Below are 14520 nucleotides of genomic sequence, written 5' to 3' on the forward strand. Positions count from 1 at the left end.
TTCAGGCCCCGGACCGGGTGTACTCGGTAAACGGCTGGGACAGGGCATTGCCCTGGCGCTGCGTTTGATCCTCCTGCTTGGCACGGTTTTCGGCCAGCAGGTTGCTGACAAAGGAATACCCCACACAAACCGCGGCAATGACTGCGGCCGCCGCGACGCTAAGGAGGAAGAGCCGGACGCTGTCCATCCAGCGGCGCTCGTTCGGGTTCTCCCCAAAGAGCAGGGCCGTCAGCAGCCGTTGCCGGCGCACGGTGACGGACTCGATGAGCTGATTGTCGTAGTCGCTGGCCATGAAGGTCCCCTCGCCCTTTGGACACGTTGGCTACATCCTTGCACCGCGGACATGATTTCGGTGCGGTCAGGGCGAAGCTGGGGACAACCCTGTGGACGGCTGCCGGAGACTAACGTTGTGCAATCCTGTACCCGGTGCTAAGTCTTGTTGGACCATCCCGCACCGAAGGAGATCTCATGAGCACCAACCCCGGCCCTGAAGAGCGCAACCTCAGCGAATGGAGCCGCCGCCTGACGCAGGCGCTGCAAATCCTGGACCTGGAAGTGGATCACAAAATGCTGGTGGACCTGGCCGAGGAATCGTCCGAGAATGTGGGCCCGCACGCCGGTCTCATCAGCACGTTCCTCGTGGGATACGCCGCCGGCCTGTCCAAGACCAGCGGTCGAAAGGCAGCGGAGGAAGCAGTCCAAACAGCTGCCGATACTGCCTTCCAGCTCGCGGCCACAGGTTTGGAAGGACCGGAGGGTGAGGGGTGGAAGGACTCCGCCCAGTAACAGGCGGGCCGACTGGCAGGTAAAAAGGCGGGAGCTTCTCCGGTGGAGAAGCTCCCGCCTTTTTGCGGAGTGCGGAGGTTCTTAGCCCCTTGTGCGCCTCCGGGACCGGGACCTAGGCCGGAGCCCGGGTCTTGAAGTCTTCGGCCTGTTCGTGTGCCGGGTCGAGGTTGGGCTCAACGCGCACGAGGACGGTCTTGGACACGGGGGTGTTGCTGCCTTCGGCCACATGGTCCATCGGGACCAGGACGTTGGCCTCGGGGTAGTAGGCGGCAACGCAGCCCTTCGGTGTGGGATACGAGACCACGCGGAACTTGCGCAGGACCCGCTCTGCGCCGTCGTGGTGTATTCCGTGGATATCGACGTACTGCCCGTCGGCCAGGCCCAGCTCCGTGATGTCCTGAGCATTCATGAACAGCACATGCCGGCCCCCGCGGATACCCCGGTAGCGGTCATTGTGCCCGTAGATGGTGGTGTTCCACTGATCGTGGGAGCGCAGTGACTGCAGGATCAGGGTGCCCTCGGGGCGTTCAACGGCTTCCAGGTCATTGACCGTCAGGACCGCCTTGCCGGTGGGCGTGGGGAAGGTCCGTGAATCACGCGGTCCGTTGGGCAGGACAAAGCCGCCCTCGTGGCGGATCCTCTCGTTGTAGTTGTCGCAGCCGTCGACGACGCGGCCGATGTGGTCGCGGATCAGGTCATAGTTCTTCTCGTAGCCCTCCCAGTCGGCGTCGATCCGATCACCGACCACCAGCGCTCCGAGGCGGGAAACAATGGCGGGTTCGGACAATAGATTCTGCGACACCGGGGTCAGGTTTCCGCGCGATGCGTGCACCACACAGACAGTGTCCTCCACGGATACGAACTGCGGACCGCTTTCCTGGATGTCCTGTTCCGTGCGTCCCTTGGTGGGCAGGATCAGCGCTTCCTCGCCGGTGATCAGGTGGGAGCGGTTCAGCTTGATGGAAATCTGCACCGTCATCTCGGTCTTCTGCATGGCAGCCTCGGCAAACTGTGTGTCGGAGATTGCCGAGATAAGGTTTCCGCCCAGGGCCACGAAGACCTTGATGTGGCCCTCCTGCATCTTGTAGAAGGTTTCCACGGCGTCGACGCCGTGGTCGCGCGGGGGATCGAAGTTGAACTCCTTGCCCAGAGCATCCAGGAAGGCCGGCGGCATCTGCTCCCAGATGCCCATGGTGCGGTCGCCCTGGACATTGCTGTGCCCTCGGATGGGTGCAGCTCCGGCTCCGGGCTTGCCGATATTTCCGCGCAGCAGCAGGAGGTTGATGATTTCCTTGATCGTGGGCACGGCCTTCTTTTGCTGGGTGATGCCCATGGCCCAGGTGATGATGACCTTCTCCGCCCGCAGATACCGGTCGGCGAGTTCGTTGATTTCTTCGATGGGCAGGCCGGTTGCCTCTACTACGGTCTGGTCATCCAGGTGCACCAAGTGCTCTTTCAGGTCGGCCAGGCCTTCGCAGTGCTTTTCCAGGAAGTCATGGTCCAGGACAGTGCCCGGGTTCTTCTCCTCGGCTTCGAGGACCCGCTTGGAGATGGCCTGCAGCAGCGCCATGTCCCCGCCCAGACGGATCTGGAGGAACTGATCGGCCAGTTCCGTTCCCTTGCCGGCAATGCCGCGGACTTTCTGCGGGTTCTTATACCGGCGCATACCGGCCTCGGGGAGGGGGTTCACGGCAACGATGCTGCCGCCGTTGCGCTTGCATTCCTCCAGGGCGGTCAGCATGCGCGGATGGTTGGTTCCCGGGTTCTGGCCCATCAGGATGATCAGGTCCGCCTTGCCAAAATCATCGTAGGTGACCGTGGCCTTGCCGATGCCGATGGTCTGACCCATGGCCCAGCCGGAGGACTCGTGGCACATGTTGGAGCAGTCGGGCAGGTTGTTGGTGCCAAAGCCGCGCACCAGCAGCTGATACAGGAAGGCGGCCTCGTTGGAGGTGCGGCCGCTGGTGTAGAAAGCGGCCTCGTGCGGTGAATCCAGCCCGTTGAGCTTGTCTGCCACGATGCGGAAGGCCTCATCCCAGCTGATCACGCGGTAGTGGTCTTCGCCGGCAGGTTTGTAGACCGGCTCCGTCAGCCGGCCCTGCATGCCCAGCCAGTATTCCGTACGGCCGCGAAGCTCAGTAATGCTGTGCTCAGCCCAGAATTCGGAGGGAATGATGACGGGGGAGGCCTCCCATGTGACGGCCTTGACGCCCTCTTCGCAGTATTCGAACTTGCTGCGGTGCGACGGGTCCGGCCAGGCGCAGCTGGGGCAGTCGAAGCCGTCCTTCTGGTTCATCTTGAACGTGGCTTCCAACGCCCGCTTGGCGCCCATGTGCTGCACGGCAGGTTTCAGCGAGTGATAGACGGCAGGAATTCCTGCTGCCCATTCTTTCGGAGACGTAACTTGTATGTCCTTCTCATCCACGTTTTCAACGCGGGGTTCCTTCCGGGCCATTCCGTACATCCCTTCGCCGTCCTGCCCTATGCAGTTTCGAACCCGGTCCTTCCCGGCCGAAACGCCTCATCCGTACAAATAGGCCTAGCAGGTGCGGTATCGCATAGCAAGGTTTCCGCCGACGCGCCGCCGAGATCTTCTTTTCCGGACCGGCTCCAAAAGGCGGACATCCCGGGCTCCTGCCGACACTGCGCGGTTATCCACAGGTGCGGATCAGTGCATGGCTTTTTGGGATGCCTCAACGTTGGATGGTGCCACAGGCAGGCGGACGGGCAGCCCCGAAAAGGGTGCGGCGGATCCGGTGCCGGAGGAAACCGGAACGGACGAGGGCGCGGTACGCGCCGAAAGCAGGCAGTGATGAAATTCGATATGGGTTCACAAACGCTGGGAACGCTGACACAGCAAACGGGGTCTTCACACGAGGATCTGGGACAGCTGGTGCGCTCGCTGGTGCAGGCAGTGGCTCCGCTGGAGGGCAAATTCAACGGTTCGGGCCGGGTGAAGTTCGACGAATTCAAGGCACGCACGGATGAAGTGGCCAATGAATTGAACGGGTCCCTCGCCGCCATCCTGCTCGGACAGTCGGAAATGGACCGGTCCTTCCAGATGGGAGACCAGGAATCTGCGGACAATGCCCAGCAGCAGCAGGGAGCGGCAAGCTTTGATGCTGCCCGCTTCGGGTCCTCCCGCTGACGTCACCCTAATTTCCAGCAGGTAACTGATAGTTTTCGAAAGGATTTGCCATGTCCCAGGATCGTTTGAGTTATGACACCGATACCTCCGCTGCCGTGCAGGGGGATATCCAGTCCATTGTTGCCCGGCTTGAATCGCTGATCGGCGAGCGGGAAAAAGCGGTCAACTCGGCCATGTCCGACTTCTCCGCCGACGGTGTTTCGGAGGAGTACCAGGCCGTGGAGAACCGCTTCCGCAATGCCGCCAATGAAACCCGCACCATTATCGGGCTGGTGAAGCAGACCCTGAACCTGAATGATCAGACAGCGTCCAGCGCCGGTGCCCGGGCCAAGGGAGCCGTGCAGAACATCGGCTGACGGGTGGCCGCGGGACGGGGGACGCGCGGCGGGGCAGCGGCCGGGAAGGCAGGACTGCCCCGGCGGCGTGGAATGGGGCAAGATTGATTAGGTGAGCACAGCCAAGACATCCCCGGAAACCATGGACACCGCAGCCGCCGTCGAATCGGTCAGCACTGACACCCCGCCCAGCGACAACCTGCGGGAGGAATACCAGGATCTTGCGGACCAGGTGCGCAAATACCGTTTCGCGTACTACAACGAAGACGCTCCGCTCGTCTCCGATGCGGAGTTCGACGAACTGTACCGGCGGCTCGAGGAACTTGAAGCGCTGCATCCGGAACTGGTCACCAACGATTCGCCCACCCAGGAAGTCGGCGGGGAGATCTCAGCGGCGTTCACTCCGGTGGAGCATCTTCAGCGCATGTACAGCCTGGAGGATGTCTTCTCGCTGGATGAACTGGACGCCTGGGTGCGCAAGGCCGAAGCGTCCGTGGCGAACATTGCCCCTGACGCCAAGATCAAGTGGCTGACGGAGCTCAAGATTGACGGCCTGGCCGTGAATCTTCTCTACCGCAACGGGGAGCTTGTCCGGGCGGCCACCCGCGGCGACGGCACCACCGGTGAGGACATTACGCACAACGTGCTCACGATCAAATCCATCCCGCGGGTGCTCACGGGAGAGGACATCCCTGCGGAAATGGAAATCCGCGGGGAGGTCTTCATCCCCTCCAAGGAGTTTGCCCGCCTGAACGAGTCCATGGTTGAAGCCGGGAAGGCGCCGTTCGCGAACCCGCGCAACGCCGCCGCCGGATCGCTGAGGCAGAAGGATCCCGAAGTTACTGCCCGGCGCCCGCTGAGCATGTATGTTCACGGCATCGGCGCCCGTGAGGGATTGTCGGCTGCCAGCCAGTCCGAAACCTACGAACTGCTGAAGCAGTGGGGCCTGCCGACGTCGCCGTATTACAAGGTCCTGGACAGCTACGACGAAGTGCTCAACTACATTGCCGTGAACGGGGAGCACCGCCACGACCTCTCGCACGAGATCGACGGCATTGTGGTCAAGGTGGACGACTTCGCCCTGCAGCGCGCCCTCGGCCACACCTCGCGGGTGCCGCGCTGGTCCGTTGCCTACAAGTACCCGCCGGAGGAAGTGAACACCAAGCTCCTGGACATCCGGGTGAACGTGGGCCGCACCGGCCGCGTCACGCCCTACGGGATGATGACTCCGGTCTCCGTTTCCGGCTCCACCGTGGAAATGGCGACGCTGCACAACCAGGACGTGGTCAAGGCGAAGGGTGTGAAGATCGGCGACACCGTGGTGCTGCGCAAGGCCGGTGACGTGATTCCGGAAATCGTGGGTCCCGTCGTCGCCCTCCGGGACGGCAGCGAACGGGACTTCGTGATGCCCACGCACTGCCCTTCCTGCGGCACGGAACTGAAACCGGCGAAGGAAGGGGACGTGGATATCCGCTGCCCCAACGCCAAGTCCTGCCCTTCTCAGCTGCGCGAGCGTGTGTTCCATCTGGCCGGCCGCGGTGCTTTCGATATTGAAGCGCTCGGCTGGGAGGCGGCCATTGCCCTGACGCAGCCCACCGAGCCCCAGATCCCGCCGCTGACCAGTGAGGCCGGCCTGTTTGACCTCAAGGTCGAGGATCTGGCCGATGTGCGGATTGAACGCCCCAAGCGGGTGAAGGGCGTGGTGGACGGCACCGAACTGGTTCCGTACTTCTATTCCAAGGGAACGGCCAAGAAGCCCTCCGAACCCACCGCCACCACCCGCAAGCTCTTTACCGAGCTGGAGAAGGCCAAGACCCAGCCGCTGTGGCGGGTGCTGGTGGCGCTGTCGATTCGGCATGTGGGCCCGACGGCGGCCCGCGCGCTGGCCACCGCGTTTGGTTCCATGGACGCTATCCGTGCCGCCTCGGAAGAGCAGCTGGCCCATGTCGACGGCGTGGGCCCCACCATCGCGGCGGCCCTGACCGAGTGGTTCGCCGAGGACTGGCACCGCGAGATCGTGGACCGCTGGGCCGCCGCCGGCGTGCGGATGGCTGACGAACGTGACGAAACGATGCCCCGCACCCTTGAAGGCATGACCATTGTGGTCACCGGAACCCTGCCGAACTTCAGCCGTGACGAGGCAAAGGAAGCCATCATCACCCGCGGAGGAAAGGCCTCCGGGTCGGTCTCCAAGAAAACCGACTATCTGGTGGCGGGGGAGAACGCGGGCACCAAGCTGGACAAGGCGGAGTCCCTCGGTGTGCCGGTGCTGGATGAAGACGGCTTCCGCGCACTGCTGGACGGCACCCTGTCGGAGGAGGACACACGGCAGGAAGAGGGCACGGCATGACGCCGCCGCTTCCGGACCGTGCTGCCGTTCCCGGAGACGATCCGCTGGAGCTTTTGGATGTGGCAAGGGAGGCTGCGGCGGCCGGTGCAGCCGTGCTTGCCCGCCGCACCGCAGACGGCCTGAACGCCGTGAACAAGAGTGCCGCCGGTGACTGGGTCACGGAGTTCGACACGGCCGCCGAGCGTGCCGTCCGCGAGGTCCTGGCCCGCCGCCGTCCGCAGGACGCGGTCACCGGAGAAGAGCTGGACGCCAGCGTGCCGGACAACGCCTCGGGCATCCGCTGGTCCATCGATCCGCTGGACGGCACCACCAACTTCATCCGCAACATCGTCTACTACGCCACCTCTGTGGCGGCAGTGAACGACGACGGCGTCTGGCTGGCCGGCGTCGTCCACGCTCCGGCGCTGGTGCGGGTCTATTCGGCTGCCCGCGGGCACGGCGCCTGGCTGGCCGAGCACGGCAGCGTCCGGCGACTGACGGGCCCGGATCCGGAGCGGGTGGGCAAGCTGCTGGGCACAGGATTCTCCTATGACGGGGGAGTGCGCGACGAGCAGTACGCGGCGCTCGCGGAATTGGCGGCAGGGTATGCCGATGTCCGCCGGCTCGGATCCGCCGCCCTGGACCTGTGCATGGTGGCGGACGGAACCCTGGACGCCTATCTGGAGCGCGGGCTTAACGAATATGACTATGCCGCCGGTGCGCTGATTGCCGAAGAAGCCGGAGTTCCGGTGCGCAGGCCGGGGACTCCGGGCAGCGATGCCGAGCGGCTTCAGGCAGTGACCGCCGCCGGTGCCGCAGTCGTGGCCTGAACCGGGGCTCAGCGGTACCCGTTGGAACCGGCCTCCGGCCGGGCAGCTGCCTCAGGAAGGCGTGCGCGCCGCCACGATGATTTCCCGGCCGGAGGCGGGATGCAGCGGCCCGCCGTTCCAATCGCCGTACCAGTCCACCGCGCTGAATCCGGCCTTCTCCAACAGCCCGGCCAGCACATCCGCGGGAGTGAATTTGAGGGTGCTGCGGCTGGCAAAGTGCGCGCCGTCGGCCAGGAAACGGGTGCGGTCCTCGAAGGTGACCACAACGCCGTCGGGCTCCTCCACCGCGGCAATCAGCTCCCATTCAACTTCCAGCGTCCCGGCCGAGGATTCCTGCAGCTCCGGCCCCGCACTGCTGCTGTCCCACTCCAGCCAGGCCCTGGCTGCCGGGTTCCGGGACTCAAAGAAGAAGGTTCCGCCGGGCGTCAACCGGGAGCGCACCGCCTCCAGCGTTGACAGGATCTCACCTTCGGTGAGCAGGCATTGAAACGCATGGCCGGTCATGACCGCGGCGTCGAAGGGGCCAGCGGGCAGATCGGCCGCTGTCCCCTCCAGCCAGGTGACCAGCTCGGCGCCGTCGCGCGAACGGGCCGCAGCCAGCATTCCCGGAGCCGGATCAATACCTGTGACGGTATGACCGGCGCGCGCCAGCTCCACGGCAAAGCTGCCCGTGCCGCAGCCGCCGTCGGCAATCCTCAGCGGACCTAACTGTTCGCTGAGCGTGCCCAGCATCCCTGCGTAAAAATCGACGTCCCATCGGCCGGCGTTGTCCTCGTCGTAGAGGGCCACCAGACGCGGCTCGTCGTAGTGCGCGTCAACCACTGCAAATCTCCGGTTCTTCGGTGTGCAAAGAAATGCTGTCTGCACCGCAGTTTCCTGCAGTATCAGCTGCCGTGCGATCAGTGCGCATGCGGGGCGCCGATGGTGTGGAGCAGGGTATGCAGCGATTCGTCCACCAGCCGGTAGCGGTGCTCACGGCCTACTTTGTCCACTACCGCCCACCCCCGGTCCCGCAGCGGGCGCAGTGATTGGCTGACCACGGTCTGTGACACCCCGGCGGCGGCGGCCAGCCGGGTCACCGAGATATCCGGACTGAAGTGCAGGCACAGCAGCAGCTTAAGCCGGGTCGGATCGGAAATCAGGTCAAAACGGGCGGCCCATCCCGGCACATCCACGGTGCCGGGCACGTCAGCTACAGCGTCGATGACGGCACCGGGCGGAAGGGGTCTCATACCTCGAAATCCTCGCACACCTCGCATACCTCTGAATCCTTGCAGAGCGCCGCCACGCCGCACAACGGGGTCAGCGCCCCGGGGGAAGGTAACGCAAAGACAAGTTTCAGAGTGTTTTTGGGCGGAGAGGATGGTGGCGGGGTAGGTATTGATTCATCGTTATGTGCACAGGCATGCATACGTCGTCAGGAGCCCACATGTCAGAAATCCGGTGTCGGGACCTGCCCCGGGTAGCAGCAGCAGCCCTGCTGCTGCTAGTAGTGGCCGGCTGCGTAGCGGCCCCGGAGGAGTCCCCGGACAGTGCAGCCCTGGTGCTTGCGGATGCAAATGAACTTGGCCGGTTCAATCCCGTGGGAGGCCATGGAGACAGCGGACAGTCGCAAATCTATGACGGGCTCCTGCGGCTCGCGCCCACGGACGGTTCCTCATCCCTGCCGGACCTCGTCCCCTGGCTGGCAACAGAGATGCCGCAGAGCAACGCCGAAGGCACCCAATGGACTGTCCGTCTCCGCGACGGCGTGGAGTTCACCGACGGCACCGCGCTGGACGCCGAGGATGTTGCTGCCACGTATAAGGCCGTCATCGACCCGGCCTCGGCCTCCGAACTGGCCCCTTCCTATGACATGCTTCAGGACGTCACCACCGGACCGGACGGAACCGTCACCTTCACCCTGAAATATCCTTACTCGGGATTCGCCAGCCGATTGCTGCTGGGCATTGCGCCGTCGGAGCGGTTGATGCCGGGGCTGGCCGCCGAATCATCCCTGAACACCGACCCGGTGGGGACGGGCCCCTATACGCTCACGTCGCTGCGCCCCGATGAGCTGGTCCTGAGCGCCAATGAGGACTACTGGAACGGTGCTCCGGAAGTGAAAACGGTGACGATCATCCGCGTGCCTGATGACAACTCGCGGGCCCAGCGGCTTCAGTCGGGAGAGATTGACGGAACCGTCCTGCCGCCGCGGCTGGCCGCAGCTTACGAGGATAAGACCGGGTATTCCCATGAAGCCGTGGGCACAGCTGATTGGCGGGGACTGTCCCTGCCCTCCGGCAACGCCTTCGCCAGCGACCCCCAAGCGGTTTTGGCCATGAACCTGGCGGTTGACCGCGCGGGCATGGTGGACCACGTACTGGACGGCCGCGGCGTTCCCGCCCACACCCCGGTGGCAGCCGTCTACGGGAACGCCTTCGATCCGGAGGCCGTCTTTCCGTTTGACCCCGAGGGCGCAAAAGCGCTCCTCGACGATGCCGGCTGGGTCGCGGGTGAGGACGGAGTGCGGACCAGGGACGGTGCACGGGCGGCCTTTGAACTGGCGTACAACGCCAGTGACACCCTCCGGCGGGACCTGTCGCTGGCGTTTGCCTCGGACATGTCCAAGCTCGGCGTGGACGTCACGCTTCTCGGCACGGACTGGAACGTCATCGAGGAACGGCGCAACGACGTCGGAATCCTCCTGGGCGGCGGCGACAAGCCCTATGATCTGGACTCGCAACTGTTCGAGACCCTGCATACGGCAGTCCCGGGAACAGGTTCACCCTTTGCCAATCCGGGTAACACCGGCAGCGCTGAAATGGATGCCCACCTGGAGGCAGCCCGGAAAAGTGCGGATCCCGCAGAGCGGACAGCCCACTACCGGGCCGTCCAGGACCTGTACATCCAGCAACCCGGCTACGTCATGCTGGCCTTCGTCAACCACAACTACATACAGCGGGATATGGGCTGGGAAAACGTCCAGACCGTCCTGGAACCGCATGCCCACGACGTCGGGTGGGGCTTCTGGTGGAGCCTGCGCGACTGGACGCGGGAGTAGCCGGTGCCCGCGGAAGCACCGTTGCTGCCCGGCCGGCGGGAGCGCCGCAGGCACCGGCGCGCGGATCTGCGAATCATCATCTTCCGCCGCTGCGTCCTCGCGGTGCCCGTGGTCCTGGGTGTGAGCCTGCTGGTTTTCCTGCTGGCCGGTATCTCGCCCTTCGATCCGCTGGCTGCCTACTTGGGGGACCGGTATGTGCAGGCGTCGGTTGAACAGCGGCGGCAGCTCACTGAGGCCCTCAACCTGGAGACCTCCTGGTTCTGGGCGTGGTGGCAGTGGATCGGTTCGGCGCTGACCGGCGACTTGGGCTATTCGCGGGTGTTCCGGCAGCCGGTGACGGCGGTGCTGTCCGAGCGCCTGCCCTGGACTCTGCTGGTCGCCGGAACCGGATTGCTCCTTGCCGTGGTCTCTTCACTCCTGACAGCAGTGCGGTGCGCACACCGTCCGGGCGGACTGCTGGACCGGGCCGTGGGTGCCGCGGCGACCGTCCTCCAGGGACTGCCCCCGTTTGTCATATCGCTGGGACTGCTGGGAGTCTTCGCCGTTGCCACCGGGTGGTTCCCCGGCGGAGGACTGACGGATCCCGGCGCCGAGCTCAGCACCGGTCAGGTGGCACGGCACATGGTGCTGCCCGTCCTGGCCACAGCACTGTCGCAGCTGCCGTGGCTGGTGCTTTCCCTGCGTGCCTCCACGGCAGGGATCCTGGGGTCCGACGCCGTGCGCGGGGCCCGGCTCCGCGGGCTGCCCGAGAGGACCGTGGTCCGCAAACATGTGCTGCCCGCAGCGCTGGCGCCGTTCATCGCCGTGCTCGGATCCAGGCTTCCGGAAGTGATCGTTGGCGCCGTGCTGATCGAGACGGTGTTTTCCTGGCCGGGACTGGCTGCCGCCGTGGTGTCCTCAGCGCAGGCACTGGACTTTGCCCTGCTGGCCGCGCTCACAGTGCTGACCACCGTCGCCGTTCTGGCAGCATCCCTGCTTGCGGACCTCCTGTACGTGCTGCTCGATCCGAGGGTGACCGCCGATGTCTAGTCCCAGAATTTCCAGTCCCGCGACTTCCAGTCCCGGAGGTGCACCCGTTCTGCGCGAGGTGGTTCCCCCGGAGCGCCGCCGCGCCGGAAAGCGGGCAGGTGCCTTCCTGGGTGCGGCCGTGCTGGCCGGAATCGTTGCCTATGCCGTGCTGGTTCCGATGCTGGCGGGCACCGACCAGAAGCTGACCGATTTCGGCTCAGCCCGCCTGCCGCCGTCGTCCGCCCATCTGTTCGGAACAGACCATGCCGGCCGCGACCTGTTTGTCCGTCTGGCTTCCGGGCTGCGGGTCTCGCTGCTGATTGCCGTGCTCTGTGCGGTGCTGGCGATGGTCCTGGGAATGCTGGTGGGTGCGGTGTCGGCGGCGCTGGGCGGCCGCGCGGACCGGATCATCATGCGGTGCATCGATGCCGTCAATGCTGTTCCGCATCTGCTGCTGGGAGTGGTGATCGTGGCCATGTTCAGGGGATCGGTGACGGCCATCATTGCCTCGATCGCTCTGACGCACTGGACACAGGTTGCAAGGATCGTCCGCGCAGAAGTTTTGTCCCTGCGCGGCCTTGAGTATGTGGAAGCGTCCTATCTCCTTGGCGGGACGCGGGCCCAGGTGCTTTGGCGGCATTTCCTCCCCGCGGCTCTGGGACAGGGAACGGTGGCTACCGTGATGCTCCTGCCGCATGCCATCTGGCACGAATCCACCCTTTCCTTCCTGGGCCTTGGCCTGTCCCCGGACCGGGCCTCCCTGGGCACACTGCTGCAGGAGGCGCAGGCGGAAGTGATGCTCGGCGGATGGTGGGCGCTGGCGTTCCCCGCGCTGCTTCTCGTCTGCACCACCCTGGCAATCGCTGCCTGCGGGGCCGGGCTCGTATCCAAAACAGGAGGCCGGTCATGAGTGTTGCCATTAGGGCCAAAGGACACACTGTCCGGATACCGGTGAACATCCGCGGGAAGGCGGGGTGGGTGCACGCTGCAACCGATGTTGACTTCACCGCTTGCCGCGGCAGGGTCCATGCAGTCGTGGGGGAGTCCGGCTGCGGAAAGACAACCCTGGCCACTGCAATCCTCGGCATGCTGCCGGCGGGCACGCTGGCCGGGGGACAACTGGAATACGTTGACCGTGACGGACGGGTGACAGCTCTGACCGGTGCGGGGCGTGCCGCGGCCGCCCGGACAGCCGGGCTGCGGGGGCGGGAGATCGGCTACGTGCCGCAGTCCGCCGCCACCTATCTCACCCCGGTCCGCCGGGTGGGAGCACAGCTGCGGGAAACACTTCGCGAGCTTCGGGGAAAGGCCACCGCACAGGAGCTGCTTGCCCGGGTCAATTTGGACCCGGGGGCGATGGACGCGTTTCCGCATGAGCTGAGCGGCGGCATGCTGCAGCGTGCCGCCCTTGCCTTCGCTCTTGCCGGGGACCCGGATGTGCTGGTGGCGGACGAACCGATCTCCGGCCTGGACCCGCATCTGGCGCAGCTCACCCTGGGACTGCTTCGCGCCACAGCGGACGCCGGCACCGCCGTCGTCCTGATCACCCATGACCTGCAGGCGCTCGCCGAGTCCCGCACCGCCGACGAACTCTCCGTCATGTACGCGGGGCGGATCATTGAGACCGGTCCGGCGGCGCGGATCCTCACTGCGCCGGCCGAGCCCTACACCATGGATCTGCTCGCGGCCCTTCCCGCCAACGGGCTGCATCCGATGCCGGGCCTGCCCCCGGAACTGACAAATCTGCCGCCGGACTATACGTACGCGGACCGGCTGCGGGCCGCCGCAGAACTGGAGGCGGATCATGCCCGGTGAGCTGAGTGCGGTGAACGTGGGGTTCTCCTACGGCGGCAGGACGGTGCTGCGGAACGTGAGCCTGAGCATCGGGGCGGGCAGCCAAGTTGGTCTGGCCGGGCCCTCGGGCAGCGGCAAAACGACGCTGGCCCGGGTGCTGGCCGGCCTGATGCCGCCGTCGACCGGGCACGTGACCTGCAACGGTGCGACTGTCCAGGCGGCGGGTGACGGCGCAGTCGCCATGCTGTTCCAGTCTCCACGGCGGTCCTGCAGCCCCCGCATGACGATGCGCGCAGTGATCGCCGAGGGGATGATGGGCGGTGGCCGCGGTTCCGGCCGGCGCAGGGAAGTGGACGCAGGCGTGCGGCAGTTCGCCGCCAGGGTTCAGCTGACCGGCGACCTGCTGGACCGGTATCCGTATGAGGTGTCCGACGGTCAGCTCCAGCGGGCCTGCCTTGCCCGTTCCTTGGCCGCCGAGCCCGATTACCTCATCTGCGACGAGGCAACCGCCATGCTTGATGCCGCCACCACTGCCGCAGTGGTCCGGATTATCGGCGAGGAGGTCACTGCCCGCGGCCTCGGGGTCCTGGCACTGAGTCATGACCGCGAGCTGCTGGATGCCTGGTGCGGGAGCATCACGCACCTTTCGTAAGTACCCGTTGCTGTGCGTTTGCTGTGCCGGTTCCGCGCGGCTTTAAGCCCTGAGGGGAGAGGCCGTCGCAGGGGCGGGACTTTCCGGGCAAGGCGCGGATAATTAGGAACACTTGCTTGGCATTTTCGGACCAGGAGGAATCCATGACCCGTAAGACAACTGCTGCCCCCCGGAAGACATCCACTGCCGCAGCTGCGCGAGTCCCGGCGCCCAAGCGTCCCACCCCTGCCGATTTGGACACAGCCCATTTCGCCGAGCTGCTGGACGAGCGCATCGGCCAGGCCCGGGAAAAGATTGCCGCCGTCGTGGCGGACATCCGCGAAGTGACCCTGGCTGCCAAGGACACACCGGCCGACGACGAACATGACCCCGAGGGCTCCACCGTCTCCGTTGAACGCAACAATGAAATGGCACTGCTCGCCGCCGGCGAAGAGTCGCTGATTGAGCTGCTGGATGCACGGGTCCGGCTGGACGAAGGCGCCTACGGGGTGTGTGAAATGTGCGGCAATGCGATCCCTTCCGAGCGCCTGGAGATTCGGCCTGAAGCACGCTTTTGCGTTACCTGCGCCGCGGCTGCCCGGCGCCGCTGACCGGC

General features: G+C 65.4%; 16 protein-coding genes. 12 read left to right on the forward strand and 4 right to left on the reverse strand.

The window, feature by feature from the left end; genetic code table 11:
• Position 1: 1 nt before the first annotated feature.
• The gene (locus tag KG104_RS05485; RefSeq protein ID WP_104055285.1) at positions 2–292 is read right to left on the reverse strand and encodes a hypothetical protein; all 291 of its coding nucleotides are present in this window, start codon (positions 290–292) and stop codon (positions 2–4) included.
• Between the two features lie 176 nt (positions 293–468).
• Here KG104_RS05485 and KG104_RS05490 point away from each other — a divergent pair, with 176 nt between their 5' ends.
• The gene (locus KG104_RS05490) at positions 469–786 is read left to right on the forward strand and encodes a DUF6457 domain-containing protein (RefSeq protein WP_104055286.1); all 318 of its coding nucleotides are present in this window, start codon (positions 469–471) and stop codon (positions 784–786) included.
• A gap of 112 nt (positions 787–898) precedes the next feature.
• Here the strand turns inward: KG104_RS05490 and KG104_RS05495 are convergent, their stop codons facing one another.
• On the reverse strand, positions 899–3241 hold the full coding sequence (locus tag KG104_RS05495; RefSeq protein WP_207347514.1) for an FdhF/YdeP family oxidoreductase: 2343 nt from the start codon (positions 3239–3241) through the stop codon (positions 899–901).
• Between the two features lie 220 nt (positions 3242–3461).
• Here KG104_RS05495 and KG104_RS05500 point away from each other — a divergent pair, with 220 nt between their 5' ends.
• The 5 genes from KG104_RS05500 (at position 3462) to KG104_RS05520 (ending at position 7428) form a co-directional block, all read left to right on the forward strand.
• Positions 3462–3599 carry a hypothetical protein gene (locus KG104_RS05500; protein WP_181032377.1) on the forward strand — a complete coding sequence of 46 codons (138 nt, stop codon included), beginning with the start codon at positions 3462–3464 and terminating at the stop codon, positions 3597–3599.
• Entirely contained in the window at positions 3599–3934 is a 336-nt protein-coding gene (locus KG104_RS05505) for a hypothetical protein (protein WP_104055287.1), read from the forward strand. The genes KG104_RS05500 and KG104_RS05505 overlap by 1 nt, the downstream gene beginning before the upstream one ends.
• A 50-nt stretch (positions 3935–3984) precedes the next feature.
• Positions 3985–4290 (forward strand): pore-forming ESAT-6 family protein, encoded by a 306-nt coding sequence (locus KG104_RS05510; RefSeq protein WP_104055288.1) that lies wholly within the window; start codon positions 3985–3987, stop codon positions 4288–4290.
• 121 nt (positions 4291–4411) lie between these two features.
• Positions 4412–6619, forward strand: coding sequence for an NAD-dependent DNA ligase LigA (gene ligA, locus KG104_RS05515; protein WP_207347653.1), 2208 nt, complete (start codon positions 4412–4414; stop codon positions 6617–6619).
• The gene (locus KG104_RS05520; RefSeq protein WP_207347515.1) at positions 6616–7428 is read left to right on the forward strand and encodes an inositol monophosphatase family protein; all 813 of its coding nucleotides are present in this window, start codon (positions 6616–6618) and stop codon (positions 7426–7428) included. The genes ligA and KG104_RS05520 overlap by 4 nt, the downstream gene beginning before the upstream one ends.
• 51 nt (positions 7429–7479) lie before the next feature.
• Here the strand turns inward: KG104_RS05520 and KG104_RS05525 are convergent, their stop codons facing one another.
• A complete protein-coding gene (locus tag KG104_RS05525) occupies positions 7480–8295 on the reverse strand; it encodes a class I SAM-dependent methyltransferase (protein WP_207347516.1) in 816 nt (271 codons plus the stop codon).
• A 32-nt stretch (positions 8296–8327) separates the two neighbouring features.
• On the reverse strand, positions 8328–8660 hold the full coding sequence (locus KG104_RS05530) for an ArsR/SmtB family transcription factor (protein WP_104055291.1): 333 nt from the start codon (positions 8658–8660) through the stop codon (positions 8328–8330).
• Between the two features lie 197 nt (positions 8661–8857).
• Here KG104_RS05530 and KG104_RS05535 point away from each other — a divergent pair, with 197 nt between their 5' ends.
• From KG104_RS05535 to KG104_RS05560, 6 genes are all read left to right on the forward strand, one after another.
• Positions 8858–10471 carry an ABC transporter substrate-binding protein gene (locus KG104_RS05535; protein WP_207347517.1) on the forward strand — a complete coding sequence of 538 codons (1614 nt, stop codon included), beginning with the start codon at positions 8858–8860 and terminating at the stop codon, positions 10469–10471.
• 3 nt (positions 10472–10474) lie between these two features.
• Entirely contained in the window at positions 10475–11500 is a 1026-nt protein-coding gene (locus KG104_RS05540) for an ABC transporter permease (RefSeq protein ID WP_237688676.1), read from the forward strand.
• On the forward strand, positions 11493–12389 hold the full coding sequence (locus KG104_RS05545) for an ABC transporter permease (protein ID WP_207347518.1): 897 nt from the start codon (positions 11493–11495) through the stop codon (positions 12387–12389). Before KG104_RS05540 ends, KG104_RS05545 begins: the two co-directional genes overlap by 8 nt.
• Positions 12386–13294, forward strand: a complete 909-nt coding sequence (locus tag KG104_RS05550; protein ID WP_104055294.1) for an ATP-binding cassette domain-containing protein — start codon at positions 12386–12388, stop codon at positions 13292–13294. Before KG104_RS05545 ends, KG104_RS05550 begins: the two co-directional genes overlap by 4 nt.
• Positions 13284–13925, forward strand: a complete 642-nt coding sequence (locus tag KG104_RS05555; protein ID WP_207347519.1) for an ABC transporter ATP-binding protein — start codon at positions 13284–13286, stop codon at positions 13923–13925. The genes KG104_RS05550 and KG104_RS05555 overlap by 11 nt, the downstream gene beginning before the upstream one ends.
• A gap of 143 nt (positions 13926–14068) precedes the next feature.
• Positions 14069–14515: a TraR/DksA family transcriptional regulator gene (locus tag KG104_RS05560; RefSeq protein ID WP_207347520.1), complete on the forward strand. Its 447-nt coding sequence runs from the start codon at positions 14069–14071 to the stop codon at positions 14513–14515.
• Positions 14516–14520: the final 5 nt, after the last annotated feature.

The sequence above is a fragment of the Arthrobacter sunyaminii genome (genome assembly GCF_018866305.1).
GTDB lineage: Bacteria > Actinomycetota > Actinomycetes > Actinomycetales > Micrococcaceae > Arthrobacter_B > Arthrobacter_B sunyaminii.

Coding starts and splice junctions, on each gene's coding strand:
- KG104_RS05490 (WP_104055286.1), top strand. CDS start 469: ATGAGCACCAACCCCGGCCCTGAAGAGCGCAACCTCAGCGAATGGAGC.
- KG104_RS05560 (WP_207347520.1), top strand. CDS start 14,069: ATGACCCGTAAGACAACTGCTGCCCCCCGGAAGACATCCACTGCCGCA.
- ligA (WP_207347653.1), top strand. CDS start 4,412: ATGGACACCGCAGCCGCCGTCGAATCGGTCAGCACTGACACCCCGCCC.
- KG104_RS05555 (WP_207347519.1), top strand. CDS start 13,284: ATGCCCGGTGAGCTGAGTGCGGTGAACGTGGGGTTCTCCTACGGCGGC.
- KG104_RS05500 (WP_181032377.1), top strand. CDS start 3,462: ATGGCTTTTTGGGATGCCTCAACGTTGGATGGTGCCACAGGCAGGCGG.
- KG104_RS05510 (WP_104055288.1), top strand. CDS start 3,985: ATGTCCCAGGATCGTTTGAGTTATGACACCGATACCTCCGCTGCCGTG.
- KG104_RS05545 (WP_207347518.1), top strand. CDS start 11,493: ATGTCTAGTCCCAGAATTTCCAGTCCCGCGACTTCCAGTCCCGGAGGT.
- KG104_RS05535 (WP_207347517.1), top strand. CDS start 8,858: ATGTCAGAAATCCGGTGTCGGGACCTGCCCCGGGTAGCAGCAGCAGCC.
- KG104_RS05485 (WP_104055285.1), bottom strand. CDS start 292: ATGGCCAGCGACTACGACAATCAGCTCATCGAGTCCGTCACCGTGCGC.
- KG104_RS05530 (WP_104055291.1), bottom strand. CDS start 8,660: ATGAGACCCCTTCCGCCCGGTGCCGTCATCGACGCTGTAGCTGACGTG.
- KG104_RS05495 (WP_207347514.1), bottom strand. CDS start 3,241: ATGGCCCGGAAGGAACCCCGCGTTGAAAACGTGGATGAGAAGGACATA.
- KG104_RS05520 (WP_207347515.1), top strand. CDS start 6,616: ATGACGCCGCCGCTTCCGGACCGTGCTGCCGTTCCCGGAGACGATCCG.
- KG104_RS05550 (WP_104055294.1), top strand. CDS start 12,386: ATGAGTGTTGCCATTAGGGCCAAAGGACACACTGTCCGGATACCGGTG.
- KG104_RS05505 (WP_104055287.1), top strand. CDS start 3,599: ATGAAATTCGATATGGGTTCACAAACGCTGGGAACGCTGACACAGCAA.